The following is a 13,370-nucleotide window of genomic DNA, read 5'->3' on the forward strand; positions in this document are numbered from 1 at the left end:
CGCTTGTGCTGCACCGGGGCACGAGAGGAGATAGCAGCGCCATCACGACACCAGGCGTTCGAGCGGCGCGCGTATGCAGCGCGAGAGGTGGCCGGGGCCGACTTCCACGAGCGGCGGCGGCACGGTGGTGCAGGCCTCGAGCACGAACGGGCAGCGCGCGGCGAAGCGGCAGCCTGCCGGCGGCTGCGCCATGTTCGGAACCAAGCCTTCGATCGTTGCAAGCTGCTCGGCGCGATGGTCGAGCCGCGGGATCGAGCCGAGCAGGCCCACCGTGTACGGATGCTGCGGCGCGGAGAACAATTCGTCCACCGGCGCGCGCTCGACGATCTCGCCGGCATACATCACCGCCACCTCGTCGCAGACCTCGGCGACGACGCCGAGATCGTGGGTGATCAGGATGATTGCGGCGCCGCTCGCGGCTTTCAGCTCGCGCATCAGCTCCAGGATCTGGGCCTGCAGGGTGACGTCGAGCGCGGTGGTCGGCTCGTCGGCGATGAGGAGGCGCGGGTCGCAGGCGAGCGCCATCGCGATCATCACGCGCTGGCGCATGCCGCCGGAGAGCTTGTGCGGATATTCGTCGATGCGCCGCTCGGGTGATGGAATGTGGACGCGGCGCAGCAGTTCGATTGCGCGGTTCCGCGCACTCTTCCGCGAGCCGCCGCGGTGGCGCAAGATCGTTTCGATGATCTGGTCGCCGATCGTGAAACTCGGGTTGAGCGAAGTCATCGGCTCCTGGAAGATCATCGCCAGCCGGTTGCCGCGGAGGTCGCGCAGCGTCTGGTCCGGGGTCTTCAACAGGTCGAAACCGTCGAAGCGGATCGCGCCGGATATCTCCGCGCTCTGCTTCGGCAAGAGACCCATGATCGCCAGCGACGTCACGCTCTTGCCACACCCGGATTCGCCGACGAGGCCGAGCGTGGCGCCATTGGCCACGCTGAGATCGACGCCGTCGACGGCGTGGGTGATCCGGCCGTCGTCGCCGTGGAAGCGGATGCGCAGATCGCTGATCTCGATGAGGGGGCTCGCGCTCATGACCGCCTTGCGCGCGCTGCTTCGATGCTGGCGTCGATGACGCTGCGATCGGTGTTGCCGGCCGGATTCTGCCGCGTCGGCATGGAGGCGCGGAAGTGCACCCAGAGCTCGTGGCTGACCCGCTCGAGCCGTTCGAGCTCGCCCAGTGGATCGGGATGATCGTCCGCGCGAATGTCCAGCGCCGGCCACTCCTCCTCGCCGTGGATCAGCAGCGCGGCGGACTGCTTGCCCCGCTTGTCGCCGCCGGCGGCCTCGGCCGCACGCATCGCCGCGAGCAGACGGCGCGGGAAGGGCAGGCTGTCATTGGCGATGTAGGTCCTTGCGGTCTCGTCGAGCACGTCGGCGCAGGCGAGCATGTTGCCGGCGATCGAGAAGCCGCTGCCCGCGACGTGGCCGCACCAGCCGACACAATCGCCCCCTGTATGCGCGGCGATCTCGCCGCTGGCATCCATGATGTGGATCTGGCGGCTTTCGCGGCCGTCATCGGTCGCAAGCAGGGTGGCGAGCACATCGTGTGCATTGAGGCCTTCGCGCAGCAGCTTGACGCCGTCGATGCCGTAATAGGGGTTGACGAAGGCCTGCGTGGCGATGGCGCCGAGGCCGGCGGCAATGTACGGGACCCGTGCGCCGACGGCGAAGAAGCGAGTGGCGACAGCAATGCCGAAATGGCCGGTGGCAGGATCGCGTGCGATGATCGACCAGGTCATTGGCTGCCTTTCAGCGTCCTGCGGCGTAGCCCTGCATCCCGCGCGGATTGGCGGCGGCGCGGCGGCGCACGCCGATGCGCGAGGCTGCGGTGAGGCGACCCTCCGACCAGTCGGGGCCGACCTCGACGATATGGCCACGCTCGCGAAGGTTCTCGATCGTCGCCTTCGGCACGCGGTTCTCGACCACGAGCACGCCCGGGCGCGCGGTGCGCGGCCAGAACGAGATCGGGAAATGCTCGGAGTGCCAGGCCGGCGCGTCGATTGCCTCCTGGAGGTTGAGATTGCAGTGAACGTGGCGCAGGAAGAACTGCGTGATCCACTGGTCCTGCTGGTCGCCGCCGGGCGAGCCCCAGGCGAGATACGGCTCGCCATCGCGCAATGCCATGGTCGGCGACAGCGTCGTACGCGGCCGCTTTCCCGGCGCGAGCGCGGCGGGATGGCCTTCCTCCAGCCAGAACATCTGGGCGCGACTGCCCAGACAAAAGCCGAGCTCCGGAATGATCGGTGAGGATTGCAGCCAGCCGCCCGACGGCGTCGAGGACACCATGTTGCCGGCTTTGTCGATGATGTCGAAATGCACGGTGTCGCCGCGCACCTCGCCGAAGCGCCCGACCGTCGGTTCGCCGGCACCGAGTGCGCCGACAGCCTCGCGCTGGCCCTCGGCGCGGCGCAGCTTGACCTCGCCGCCAAAACCCTCGACCGAGCCGGGCACGAAGTCGAGCGAGGCCTTGTCGGTGACGAGCTTGCGGCGCTCGTCGTTGTAGGCATCCGACAGCAGCGTTGCGATCGGGATCTCGGTGAACTTGGGGTCGCCGTAGAATTTCTCGCGGTCGGCGAAGGCAAGCTTGGCGGATTCGATCTGGAGATGGATGAACTCCGGTCCGGTCGGATCGAGCCCGTCGAGCGCAAAGCCCTTGAGCAGCGCAAGCTGCTGCAGCGTCACCGGGCCCTGGCTCCAGACACCGGCCTTGCAGACGGTGTAGCGGCCGTAATCGTAGGTGAGCGGCGCCTCGACCGTCGGCTGCCAGCGCGCCATGTCGTCGGCAGAGAGGACGCCGCGGTGCGGGGAGCCGCTGACATCCATTACGTCCTGAGTGCGACAAAATTTGTCGATCGCCTCAGCGACAAAACCCCGCGACCAGGCCTTTCGCGCGCGCTCGATCTCGGCGTCGCGGCCACCGCCGCCGCTCTCGGCTTCGCTGAGAATGCGGGTGTAGGTCGCGGCCAGCGTCTTGTTGGTGAAGAGTATGCCCGGCTTCGGTACCTCACCGTTCGGAAGATACACCGCGGCCGAGGTCGGCCAGTGCTGACGGAACAACTGCTCGACGGTCTGGATCGTGGCGCAGGCGCGCTCGACCAGCGGATAGCCGTCGCGGGCGTAGGAGATCGCCGGCTCCAGCACGTCGCGCACGCGCATCGTGCCGTAGTCGCGCAAGAGCATCATCCAGGATTCGAAGGTGCCGGGGACGCAGGCGGCGAGCAGGCCGGTGCCCGGCACCATGTCGAGGCCTTCGCTTCTGTAATGCGCGATGGTGGCGCGCGCGGGCGCGGGGCCCTGACCGCAGATCACCTCGGTGCGGCCGCGCTTCACGTCATGGACGATGATGGGCACGTCGCCGCCGGGACCGTTCAGATGCGGCTCGACCACCTGGAGCGTGAAGGCGGTGGCAACGCCGGCATCGAAGGCATTGCCGCCCTTTTCCAGGATAGCCATGCCGACGGCGGTCGCAATCCAGTGCGTGGTGGCGACGACCCCGAAGGTGCCTTCGATCTCGGGCCTCGTCGTGAATGGATCGGGATTGATCTTGCTGGTCATCGGCTACCCCATTTGCGGTGCGCGCAATTGATCACAGGGCCACGCCGCCGCCAAATGCGCAGGCCGCATGGCACGCGCGCGTCACGCCGGGACCGGCGCGGTGTTGACGGCGTGGCAGGCGACGCCGTCGATCAGTTCCGGGGTCTCCTTGCGGCAGAGATCGAACGCCAGCGGACAGCGCGGATTGAAGGCGCAGCCGGAGGGCGGATTGATCGGGTTCGGGATCTCGCCCTTGACCGGAATGCGCTGGCGGCCGCTCATCGCGAGATCCGGCACGGCGCCGAGCAGCATCTTGGTGTAGGGCATGCGCGGACGGGCGAACAGCTCGCGTCCGTCCGCGATCTCGACGATGCGGCCGAGATACATCACGCCGACGCGGCTCGCCATGTGACGGACCACGGCGAGGTTGTGGCTGATGAACATGTAGGTCAGGCCGAACTTGTCCTGGAGGTCGCGCATCAGGTTCAGGATCTGCGCCTGCACGGAGACGTCGAGCGCCGAGGTCGGCTCGTCGCAGACGATGAACTCGGCATCGGAGGCGAGCGCCCGTGCAATCGCGATCCGCTGGCGCTGGCCGCCGGAGAATTCGTGCGGGAATTTCAGCCGGTCGTCCGGATGCAGGCCGACGAGGCCGAGCAGCTCGCCGACGCGGGCCTGGATATCGCGCTCGCCCTGGATCAGGTCGAAGGCGCGGATCGGCTCGGAGATGATGGCGTCGACGCGGAACCGCGGGTTCAGGCTCGCATAGGGATCCTGGAAGATCATCTGGATGCGGCGACGCAGCTTGCGCCGCGCCGGCGCCTGCCGCGGATCGGCCATCGAGACGCCGTCGATCAGGACATCGCCGGAACTGGGCGGCAGGAGGCCGACGACCATCCGCGCCACCGTGGTCTTGCCGGAGCCGGACTCGCCGACCAGAGCAAACGTCTCGCCCTTGCGGATATCGAAGGTGACGTGATCGACCGCCTTGAGATATTCGAGCTGCCCGCCTTCGAGGACGCGGTTGAGCCAGGGTTTTGAGACGTCGAAGACGCGGCGCAGGTTTGTGGCCTGGACGAAAGGCGCGCTCATGCGGCGCTCTCCGCCGGTACGGTGTCATAGAGATGGCACGCGACCGATTGCGCGCCGCGCGGCTGCGGCTCCGGCCGCTCCACGCGGCATCGGTCGAAGGCGAAGGCGCAACGCGGGTTGAAAGAGCAGCCGCGCGGGATCGCCGACAGCCGGGGCATAGATCCGGGGATCTGCACGAGGCGCTTGTCCTCGCCCGCAAGCGTCGGGATCGCGCCCATCAGGCCCTTGGCGTAGGGATGCAGCGGGTTCCTCACGACATCCTGCACCGGGCCGATCTCCGCGATGCGGCCGGCATACATCACCGCGACGCGGTCCGAGGTCTCCGCGATCACGCCCATGTCGTGCGTCACCAGCATCACGGCCGTGCCATGGTCGCGGCCGAGCCGCTTGATCAGCGAGATGATCTGCGCCTGCACGGAAACGTCGAGCGCGGTGGTCGGCTCGTCCGCGATGATCAGCTCCGGCTCGGCGCAGATTGCAAGCGCAATCACCACGCGCTGGCGCATGCCGCCGGAGAACTCGTGGGGATAGCCGTCGATGCGCTTTTCGGGCGCGGGAATGCCGACCTCGGCGAGCAGGTCGATGGCGCGACGGCGCGCCGCCTGCTCCGACAGATTGAGGTGCGTCCGGATCGTCTCCACGATCTGGTCGCCGACCTTGTACAGCGGATTGAGCGAGGTGAGCGGATCCTGGAAGATCATCCCGATGCGCTTGCCCCTGATACGGCGCATCTGCTCCGGCGGCAGATTGTCGATGCGCAGGCCCGCGAGACGAATCTCGCCGCCGGCAATGCGGCCGGGCGGATCGATCAGGCCGATCACCGAGAGGCCGGTGACGGACTTGCCGGCCCCGGATTCGCCGACGACGCCGAGCACCTCGCCCTTGGCGATGTCGAAGGAGACGTCGTCGATGGCGCGCAGCGTTCCGCGGCGGGAGGCGAACTCCACCTGGAGATTGCGTACGGAGAGCACGGGTTCGGTCATGGGCGAGGCGCTCTTATCGAAGTTTTGCTCATCGAAGCTTCGGGTTGAGCGCGTCGCGCAGCCAGTCGCCGAGCAGGTTGATCGAGAGGATCAGGGCGGCGAGCGCAAGCCCGGGGAAGGCGACGATCCACCATTCGCCGGCGAACAGATAATTGTTGCCGATGCGGATCAGCGTGCCGAGCGACGGCATGGTGTCGGGCAGGCCGACGCCGAGGAAGGAGAGCGTCGCCTCGGTGATGATGGCGAGGGCGAGGTTGATCGTGGCGATGACCAGGATCGGCCCCATCGTGTTCGGCAGCACATGCCGCAGCATGATCTTCGGCGCCGGCAGGCCGATCAGCTGCGCGGCGGCGACGTAGTCCTTGTTCTTCTCGACCATCACGGAGCCGCGCACGGTCCGCGCATACCCCACCCAGAAGCTCAGGCCGATCGAGATCACCAGCACGACGAGCATGCTGGTGGCGTCGAGCCGGTTGCCGAGGATCGATTTCGCGATGCCGTTGACCAGCAGCGCGATCAGGATGGCGGGGAAGGTGAGCTGCACGTCGGCGATCCGCATGATCACACCGTCGACGGCGCCGCCGAAATACCCGGCGATCAGGCCGAGCCCGATACCGAGCGCGCCGGCGAAGATCACGCCGGCCACACCGACGGCGAGCGAGATGCGCATGCCGTAGAGAATGGCGGAGAACACATCGCGGCCCTGCTCGTCGGTGCCGAGCAGGAACGGGCTCTGGCCGTCCGCGGTCCACAGCGGCGAAATCCGCGAATTCATCAATTGCAGCTGTGCGGGATCGAAGGGGTTCTGCACCGAGAGCCAGGATGCAAAGATCGCGAGCAGGAAGAACAGGACCGTGATGGCCGCCGCCACCATGGTGAGCTTGGAACGCCGGAACGAATAGAACAGGTCGCTGTCGAGCGCGCGGCTGAACCAGCTCTGGGCGGCATGCGTCGGCTGCGCGCCCTGCTTGTCGGAATTGGAGACGACTGCGTCGGACATGCAGGCGGCCTTATGCGGCGCGGCCGACCGTCGCGCGCAGGCGCGGATCGACCACGGTGTAGAGGATGTCGACCACCAGGTTGATGGTGACGAAGATCAGCGAGACCATCAGCAGGTAGGCGGCCATGATCGGGATATCGACGTTTTGCACGGCCTGCACGAACAGAAGTCCCATGCCCGGCCACTGGAACACGGTTTCGGTGATGATCGAAAATGCAATAACCGAGCCAAACTGAAGTCCGGCCACCGTGATCACCGGAATCAGCGTGTTCTTCAGCGCGTGGCCGAAATGGATGGCACGGGTGGTCAGCCCCCTCGCGCGGGCGAAGCGGATATAGTCGGTCCGCAGCACTTCCAGCATCTCCGCGCGTACCAGCCGCATGATCAGGGTCATCTGGAACAGGCCGAGCGTGATCGAGGGCATGATCAGCGCCTTCAGCCCGGACAGCGTCAGCAGGCCCGTCGTCCACCAACCGAGCTTGACCACCTCACCGCGGCCGAACGAGGGCAGCCAACCCAATGTCACCGCGAACAGATAGATCAGGAGAATGCCGATCAGGAAAGTCGGCAGTGAGATGCCTACAAGCGAAACCGCCTGGAATAGTTTGGCGAGCACGGTGTCGCGCTTGAGGGCCGAATAGACGCCCATCAGGATGCCGAACACCATTGCGAACACGGTGGCGCAGATCGCGAGCTCCAGTGTGGCAGGCATGCGTTCTATCAATAGATCGGTGACCGGTAGGCGGAACTGGTACGATATGCCGAACTTGAACTGCGCCGCATTTGCAGCGTAATGGCTGAACTGCAGGATCACGGGATCGTCAAGCCCGAGCGATTTGCGGATCGCTTCGCGTTCAGCGATGGTGGTGTCCTGCCCAACCATCTGGTTCACGGGATCGCCGGCGAAGCGGAACATCGAAAAGGCGATGATACCGACCGCAAACATAACGGCGATCGCCTGGACGATCCGGCGAAGAGTGAAAGCGAGCATATTTTCCCTTCACGTCTCTTCAGAGGCGCCGTTCGAAGGCGTAGCGCGAAACAGGAAGTCCCGGAAGCTCGAGACTTCCGGGACTTCCGCAACTCTTAGCGCTTACTCGCCCTGCTTGGTGGCCCAGTAGAGCAGCACCTGATTGTCGGCACGCTGGGTCAGCTTCACCTTTTTCGACACGCCCCAAGCGAGCGACTGCTGATGCAGGGGGATGTAGGCGTAGTCCTTGATCGATATGTCAAAGGCCTGCTTGATCAGGAGATCGCGCTTGGCCGTGTCGGCCTCAACCAGGATCTTGTCCGTGAGCGCGTCCAAATCCTTGTTGCAGTAGCCGCCAAGATTGGCCTGACCACGGTTGGGATCCTTGGGGTCTTCCCGGCAGCCCAGAATGTCGTGCAGCACGTTGTGGGAATCCATCGTGCCGGGGGTCCAGCCAAGCAGGTAGAAGGAGGTCTTGAAGCCGCCGGCCTTCAGAACTTTTGCGAAATACTGTGCCTTCGGCTGCGCCAGCAAATTCACCTTGACGCCGACGCGGGCGAGCATGCCGACTACCGCCTGGCAGATCGCCGCGTCGTTGACGTAGCGATCGTTTGGGCAGTCCATCGTCACCTCGAAGCCGTCAGGATAGCCTGCGTCTGCGAGCAGCTTCTTGGCGGCATTAGGATCGAACTTCGGGCGCGTGAAGTCTTTCGACAGCGGGTACAGCTCGGGCGCAACCATCAGCGCGGAAGGGGTCGAGAGGCCGCGCATGACGCGGTTCTTGATCAAGTCGATGTCGATCGCCTTGTAGAAGGCTTCGCGTACGCGGACGTCCTTGAAAGGATTCTTGCCTTTGACGCTCGAGTAGAGCAGTTCGTCGCGCGACTGGTCCATGCCGAGGAAGATCGTCCGGAGTTCGGGCCCGGTCAGGACGGCCGCGTTGGGGCTGCTATTGACGCGCTGGATGTCCTGGAGCGGGACTGGCTCGATCACGTCAACTTCACCCGACAAAAGCGCCGCGACGCGCGTTGCATCGGAGGCGATCGGCGTGAACACGATCTCTTTGAGGTTGTGTTCAGGCTTATTCCACCAATTCGGGTTCGCCTTGAATACGGTCTTTACGCCCGGCTGGTGGCTTTCGATCATGAAAGGGCCGGTGCCATTGGCGTGCAGCGAGGCGTAGCTCGGGGTGGTGGCAGCGACTGGCGTCGGTGCCACTGCATTGTTTGCCTCGGCCCATTTCTTGTCCATGATGTACCAAGTATCCCATTGGGAAATCAGAATGGGATTGGGCGAACTGAGGATGAAGTCGACGGTGTAGTCGTCAATCTTCACGACCTTGGCATCGGCGGGGATGCGGGTCAGCAGGTCGGAGCCCTTAGCTAGTACACGTTGGGCGGAGAAGATTACATCGTCTGCGGTAAAGGGGTCGCCATTGTGAAACTTGACGTTCTTGCGCAGATGGAAGCGCCAGCGCGTCGGCTCAGGCGTTTCCCAGCTTTCGGCGAGCGCCGGGATGATCTTCAGGTCCTTGCCCCGTTCGACCAACCCTTCATAGACGTGACCGAGATGCGCGTGCGTCGTGGTCTCGTTCAGCGTATAGGGATCGAGCGACTTCAGCTCGCCCTGATTGGCATAGCGCAAGGTCTGGCTCGACGCGGGCGAAGCTGCCAACGCCAGCACACCGGCGAGCGTCGCCGCAAACAGACTTCGACATATTGACATTCTTCACCCTCTCCACACGGCCATGCCGGTGGTTTTTGATTGTTCGGCCGGCCGATTGATCCATGTTGCCCAGAGTTATCGACCGGTGCAAGCGCCATTCCAGCAAGGAACGCGCCAAGTTGCGCCGCTGTGCAGCAATGCTGGCCGGCAATTTGGGGGTGAAAGCGTGGTGGGAGATATTCGACTTTTGACCTGTGAATTCCCCGGATCAGGGTGGCAGCGCCTCTGGTGCGGTGATCGCGAAGGGGTTTGATCGACCATACCCCTCGATTGCGCAAGCCGGCGGGCCCCCCGTCCGCTTCAGGTCGCTTGCGTTGCACCACAACTCGCGGCGATACTCCGACAGGCCGCTCGAATCTCATCTGGAGGGGACATGAAAGTAAATATCGAAATCGACTGCACTCCTCTCGAGGCCCGCCAGTTCTTCGGTCTGCCCGACGTGGCGCCGATGCAGACAGCGGTGATGGACAAGCTGCAGCAGCAGGTTCTCAGCAACATCGAGAAGGTCTCGCCGGAATCGCTGATCCAGAGCTGGTTCACCTTCGATCCCAAGATCGCCGAGCGGTTTCAGGACATGTTCGTCGCGATGGCCGGCCTCGGCGGCACGCGCAGCGGCGACAAGAAAAAATAGTGTCGTCCGGGCCGGATGGGGCGCGGGAGTCAGTCCGGCTTCGTCCGCCGGGCCTCGGACTGCTGCTTGCCGAGGCCCGTGGGCTGTTCGAATTGAATGCGAGCCTGCTGTTGTCGCCGCTCCTGATGCGCGCGCCGAGGGGCGACGGCCATCCGGTGCTGGCGCTGCCGGGCTTTCTCGCCAGCGATCTCTCGATGGCGCCGATGCGGCGCTATCTCAGCGAGCTCGGCTATGAGGCACATGCCTGGCGGATGGGCCGCAATCTCGGCGGGCTCGGGCGGATGCGGGATTCGTTGCGCACCCGTTTGAGCGAAATCCATGCCGCGAGCGGACGCAAGGTCAGCTTGGTCGGATGGAGCCTTGGTGGCGTCTATGCCCGCGATCTCGCGCTCTGGGCACCCGACATGGTTCGTTACGTCGTCACGCTCGGCAGCCCTTTTGCCAACGACGTGCGGGCGACCAATGCCACGCGGCTTTACGAGGCGCTGTCCGGCGAGCGGGTGGAGGATTTTGCCGAAGCGCGCGAGGCGATTGCCGGCGATCTGCCGGTGCCGGCGACGTCGATCTATTCGCGCGCCGACGGTGTCGTGAACTGGCGGACCTGTCTGCTCCGTCCCTCCAATCGCGCCGAGAATATCGAGGTGCATTTGGCGAGCCATATCGGGCTCGGGGTGAATCCCGCGGCGCTGTGGGCCGTGGCGGACCGCCTGGCCCAACCGGAGGGGGAATTTTCGCCATTTGACCGGGCCGGACCGTTTGCCATTGCATATGCCCCGCCGGAACAGGCAGTATCGGCCTGACGAGAAGCACCACCAAGGCGCCCGTCAAGAATCCTGCGGGAGGGAACCATGGCTGACGGGAAGAAGCTGTCGTCGCTGGACGCGTCGTTTCTCTATCTGGAAACGCCTGAGATGCCGATGCATGTCGGCAGCATGGCGATCTTTCGACTGCCCGAAGACTACGAGGGCGACTTCTTCGAAGACTTCAAGGCGATGATCGTCTCGCGCCTGCACATCGCGCCGATCCTGAAGGCGCGGCTGGAGAAGGCACCGCTCGACATCGACCATCCCTCCTGGGTCGAGGACGATCAGTTCGACATCGACCGTCACATCTTTCGCGCCAGCCTGCCGCAGCCGCGCGACCGCGCCACGCTCGAGCGCATCGTCGGCTGGATGCACGCCAAGCTCCTGAACCGCGCGCGTCCGCTCTGGGAGTTCTACGTGTTCGAGGGCATGAAGGACAACGAGGTCGGGCTTTATTCCAAGATGCATCATGCCGCAATCGACGGCGGCGCGGGTGCAGCCCTCACCAACATGATCTACGACATCTCGCCGATCCCGCGTAAGGTCGATCCGCCGACCGCTGGAAGCAAGCCCGGACAGGAGCCGCGCGACATCGCCGCCAACCTGCTCGATTCCTATCAGCAGCTCTTCTCTCAGCCGCTCGACGCTTCGCAGGCGGCGAAGAACCTGCAACTGCCGCGCACCGGCAAGAGCGATATCGGTTCGATCCTGTTCGACAACGCGATGTACCAGATCGAGAGCGCCGTTCGTTTCGCCGGCAACATTCCGACCGTGCTCAAGAGCGTCTCCGACGTGCTCGGCAAGGTCGCCGATCCCAAATCGCGCGAGAGCCTCGCCAGCATGGTGTCGCCGCCGACCATGCTCAACAAGACGATCTCGTCCGAGCGCAGCTTTGCCGGCGTGTCGATTTCGCTGTCGCGGGCGAAGACGCTGGCCAAGCAGGCCGGCGGCAAGCTCAACGACGTCGTGCTGGCGCTCGCCTCCGGCGTGGTTCGCCGCTATCTCCTGCAATATGGCACGCTGCCGGCGAAATCCCTGACAGCGGCCGTGCCGATCTCGCTGCGCGAGGAGGGCAACACCGAGGCCAACAACCAGGTGTTCGGCATGATCTGCTCGATCGCGACCAATATCGACGATCCCAAGGCGCGGCTGGAGGCGATCATCGCGCAGTCGACCAAGTCCAAGGAGATGTCGCATCCCTTGCGCGCGCTGATGCCGCAGGTCTCCAACATCTCGATGCTGGGCGCGCCGATCATGGTGCAGATCCTGGCGCTGCTCTACAGCCGCTCCAACCTGTCGGACGTGCTGCCGCCGGCCGCCAACATCACGGTCTCCAACGTGCCGGGGCCGCGACAGACGCTCTACGCCGCCGGCGCCGAGTTATTGCATATCTTTCCGGTATCGATCTCGACCCATGGGCAGGCGCTCAACATCACGGTGCAGAGCTATCGCGACCAGCTCGATTTCGGCTTCATCGTGGGCGCCAACATCATTCCGCATGTGCAGGTGATGTGCGATATGCTGCCGGAGGAGTTCGACGCACTGGAGGCGGCCTATGCGCCGCCGGCGGCCGACATCAAGGGCGCCGCCGAGTAGGAATGCCGCAATGATTGAAATGCCGCCGCTCAAGTTCGCGCAGACGAACGGAATCCGCATGGGCTATTACGAGGCGGGCCCGGTCGACGACAAGCCGCCGATCGTGCTTTGCCACGGCTGGCCCGAGCTCGCCTTTTCATGGCGCCATCAGATCAAGGCACTGAGCGAGGCCGGCATCCGGGTGATCGCGCCGGACCAGCGCGGCTATGGCGCATCCGACCGGCCCGAGCCGGTCGAGGCCTATGACATGGAGCATTTGACCGGCGATCTCGTCGGTCTGCTCGACCACCTCGGGATCGAGAAGGCGATTTTCGTTGGCCACGACTGGGGCGGCTTCGTCGTCTGGCAGATGCCGCTACGGCACCCTTCACGCGTGGCAGGCGTGGTCGGCGTCAACACGCCGCATTGGGATCGCGCGCCGATCGATCCGATTGCGTTGTTCCGCCAGCGCTTCGGCGACCAGATGTACATCGTCCAGTTCCAGGATCCGGCGCGCGAGCCGGACAGGATTTTTGGCAGCCGTGTCGAGCAGACGTTCGACGCCTTTATGCGCAAGCCACTGGCCAGACCGGCGGCGAAGCCGGAGAAGCCGCCGATCGCGGGCGTCGGCGCCTCGTCAAAGACCAATCTGGCGTTCCCGCAGATGATCGCAGCCTATGACGCCAAGGTCGATCCGCGCACGCCGATCCTGTCGGCCGACGAGAAGAAGGTGTTCGTCGACACCTTCACGAATACCGGCTTCACCGGCGGCATCAACTGGTATCGCAACTTCACCCGCAATTGGGAGCGCGCGAAGGGATTGGACCACCATATCCACGTGCCGTCGCTGATGATCATGGCCGAGAACGATGCCGTGCTGCCGCCCTCGGCAGCCGACGGCATGGAGAAGCTCGTGAGCGACCTTGAGAAGTACCTCGTGAAGGACAGCGGCCATTGGACGCAGCAGGAGAAGCCGGAAGAGGTCAGCGCCAAGCTGATCGAATGGCGTAGAAAGCGGTTTGGTTAGCGCTCGTCATTGCGAACTCGTCATTGCGAG

The 13,370-nt window shown here is 64.7% G+C and carries 12 protein-coding genes; 4 read left to right on the top strand and 8 right to left on the bottom strand.

What is annotated here, in order from left to right:
• Nucleotides 1–42: 42 nt before the first annotated feature.
• The 8 genes from XH87_RS30170 to XH87_RS30205 all read right to left on the bottom strand — a co-directional run bounded on the left by XH87_RS30170 (nucleotide 43) and on the right by XH87_RS30205 (nucleotide 9,304).
• Nucleotides 43–1,032 (bottom strand): ABC transporter ATP-binding protein, encoded by a 990-nt coding sequence (locus tag XH87_RS30170; protein WP_271590034.1) that lies wholly within the window; start codon nucleotides 1,030–1,032, stop codon nucleotides 43–45.
• Entirely contained in the window at nucleotides 1,029–1,739 is a 711-nt protein-coding gene (locus tag XH87_RS30175; RefSeq protein WP_271590035.1) for a DUF1028 domain-containing protein, read from the bottom strand. Before XH87_RS30175 ends, XH87_RS30170 begins: the two co-directional genes overlap by 4 nt.
• Nucleotides 1,740–1,749: 10 nt before the next feature.
• On the bottom strand, nucleotides 1,750–3,555 hold the full coding sequence (locus XH87_RS30180) for a gamma-glutamyltransferase family protein (RefSeq protein ID WP_271590036.1): 1,806 nt from the start codon (nucleotides 3,553–3,555) through the stop codon (nucleotides 1,750–1,752).
• A gap of 81 nt (nucleotides 3,556–3,636) precedes the next feature.
• Nucleotides 3,637–4,626, bottom strand: a complete 990-nt coding sequence (locus XH87_RS30185) for an ABC transporter ATP-binding protein (RefSeq protein WP_035710664.1) — start codon at nucleotides 4,624–4,626, stop codon at nucleotides 3,637–3,639.
• Nucleotides 4,623–5,609 (bottom strand): ABC transporter ATP-binding protein, encoded by a 987-nt coding sequence (locus tag XH87_RS30190; protein WP_158668815.1) that lies wholly within the window; start codon nucleotides 5,607–5,609, stop codon nucleotides 4,623–4,625. Before XH87_RS30190 ends, XH87_RS30185 begins: the two co-directional genes overlap by 4 nt.
• 28 nt (nucleotides 5,610–5,637) lie before the next feature.
• On the bottom strand, nucleotides 5,638–6,609 hold the full coding sequence (locus XH87_RS30195) for an ABC transporter permease (RefSeq protein ID WP_271590037.1): 972 nt from the start codon (nucleotides 6,607–6,609) through the stop codon (nucleotides 5,638–5,640).
• Nucleotides 6,610–6,619: 10 nt separating this feature from the next.
• Nucleotides 6,620–7,600 carry an ABC transporter permease gene (locus tag XH87_RS30200; RefSeq protein ID WP_271590038.1) on the bottom strand — a complete coding sequence of 327 codons (981 nt, stop codon included), beginning with the start codon at nucleotides 7,598–7,600 and terminating at the stop codon, nucleotides 6,620–6,622.
• 102 nt (nucleotides 7,601–7,702) lie between these two features.
• Entirely contained in the window at nucleotides 7,703–9,304 is a 1,602-nt protein-coding gene (locus XH87_RS30205; protein WP_271590039.1) for an ABC transporter substrate-binding protein, read from the bottom strand.
• Nucleotides 9,305–9,677: 373 nt separating this feature from the next.
• Between XH87_RS30205 and XH87_RS30210 the strand changes: the two genes are divergently transcribed.
• Genes XH87_RS30210 through XH87_RS30225 form a run of 4 tightly spaced genes read left to right on the top strand, consistent with a single transcriptional unit; the run spans nucleotide 9,678 to nucleotide 13,340 of the window.
• Nucleotides 9,678–9,935 carry a DUF6489 family protein gene (locus tag XH87_RS30210; protein ID WP_035710680.1) on the top strand — a complete coding sequence of 86 codons (258 nt, stop codon included), beginning with the start codon at nucleotides 9,678–9,680 and terminating at the stop codon, nucleotides 9,933–9,935.
• Nucleotides 9,935–10,735 carry an esterase/lipase family protein gene (locus tag XH87_RS30215; protein ID WP_271590040.1) on the top strand — a complete coding sequence of 267 codons (801 nt, stop codon included), beginning with the start codon at nucleotides 9,935–9,937 and terminating at the stop codon, nucleotides 10,733–10,735. Before XH87_RS30210 ends, XH87_RS30215 begins: the two co-directional genes overlap by 1 nt.
• Before the next feature lie 48 nt (nucleotides 10,736–10,783).
• Nucleotides 10,784–12,334, top strand: coding sequence for a WS/DGAT/MGAT family O-acyltransferase (locus tag XH87_RS30220; RefSeq protein ID WP_271590041.1), 1,551 nt, complete (start codon nucleotides 10,784–10,786; stop codon nucleotides 12,332–12,334).
• A gap of 10 nt (nucleotides 12,335–12,344) precedes the next feature.
• On the top strand, nucleotides 12,345–13,340 hold the full coding sequence (locus XH87_RS30225) for an alpha/beta fold hydrolase (RefSeq protein ID WP_271590042.1): 996 nt from the start codon (nucleotides 12,345–12,347) through the stop codon (nucleotides 13,338–13,340).
• Nucleotides 13,341–13,370 lie beyond the last annotated feature (30 nt).

The organism is Bradyrhizobium sp. CCBAU 53415 (assembly GCF_028128735.1).
In the GTDB taxonomy this organism is placed as follows: Bacteria; Pseudomonadota; Alphaproteobacteria; order Rhizobiales; family Xanthobacteraceae; genus Bradyrhizobium.

Excerpts from the sequence above, each read along its gene's own strand:
- XH87_RS30210 (WP_035710680.1), top strand. The coding sequence starts at position 9,678 with ATGAAAGTAAATATCGAAATCGACTGCACTCCTCTCGAGGCCCGCCAG.
- XH87_RS30190 (WP_158668815.1), bottom strand. The coding sequence starts at position 5,609 with ATGACCGAACCCGTGCTCTCCGTACGCAATCTCCAGGTGGAGTTCGCC.
- XH87_RS30185 (WP_035710664.1), bottom strand. The coding sequence starts at position 4,626 with ATGAGCGCGCCTTTCGTCCAGGCCACAAACCTGCGCCGCGTCTTCGAC.
- XH87_RS30175 (WP_271590035.1), bottom strand. The coding sequence starts at position 1,739 with ATGACCTGGTCGATCATCGCACGCGATCCTGCCACCGGCCATTTCGGC.
- XH87_RS30170 (WP_271590034.1), bottom strand. The coding sequence starts at position 1,032 with ATGAGCGCGAGCCCCCTCATCGAGATCAGCGATCTGCGCATCCGCTTC.
- XH87_RS30195 (WP_271590037.1), bottom strand. The coding sequence starts at position 6,609 with ATGTCCGACGCAGTCGTCTCCAATTCCGACAAGCAGGGCGCGCAGCCG.
- XH87_RS30225 (WP_271590042.1), top strand. The coding sequence starts at position 12,345 with ATGATTGAAATGCCGCCGCTCAAGTTCGCGCAGACGAACGGAATCCGC.
- XH87_RS30200 (WP_271590038.1), bottom strand. The coding sequence starts at position 7,600 with ATGCTCGCTTTCACTCTTCGCCGGATCGTCCAGGCGATCGCCGTTATG.
- XH87_RS30220 (WP_271590041.1), top strand. The coding sequence starts at position 10,784 with ATGGCTGACGGGAAGAAGCTGTCGTCGCTGGACGCGTCGTTTCTCTAT.
- XH87_RS30205 (WP_271590039.1), bottom strand. The coding sequence starts at position 9,304 with ATGTCAATATGTCGAAGTCTGTTTGCGGCGACGCTCGCCGGTGTGCTG.
- XH87_RS30180 (WP_271590036.1), bottom strand. The coding sequence starts at position 3,555 with ATGACCAGCAAGATCAATCCCGATCCATTCACGACGAGGCCCGAGATC.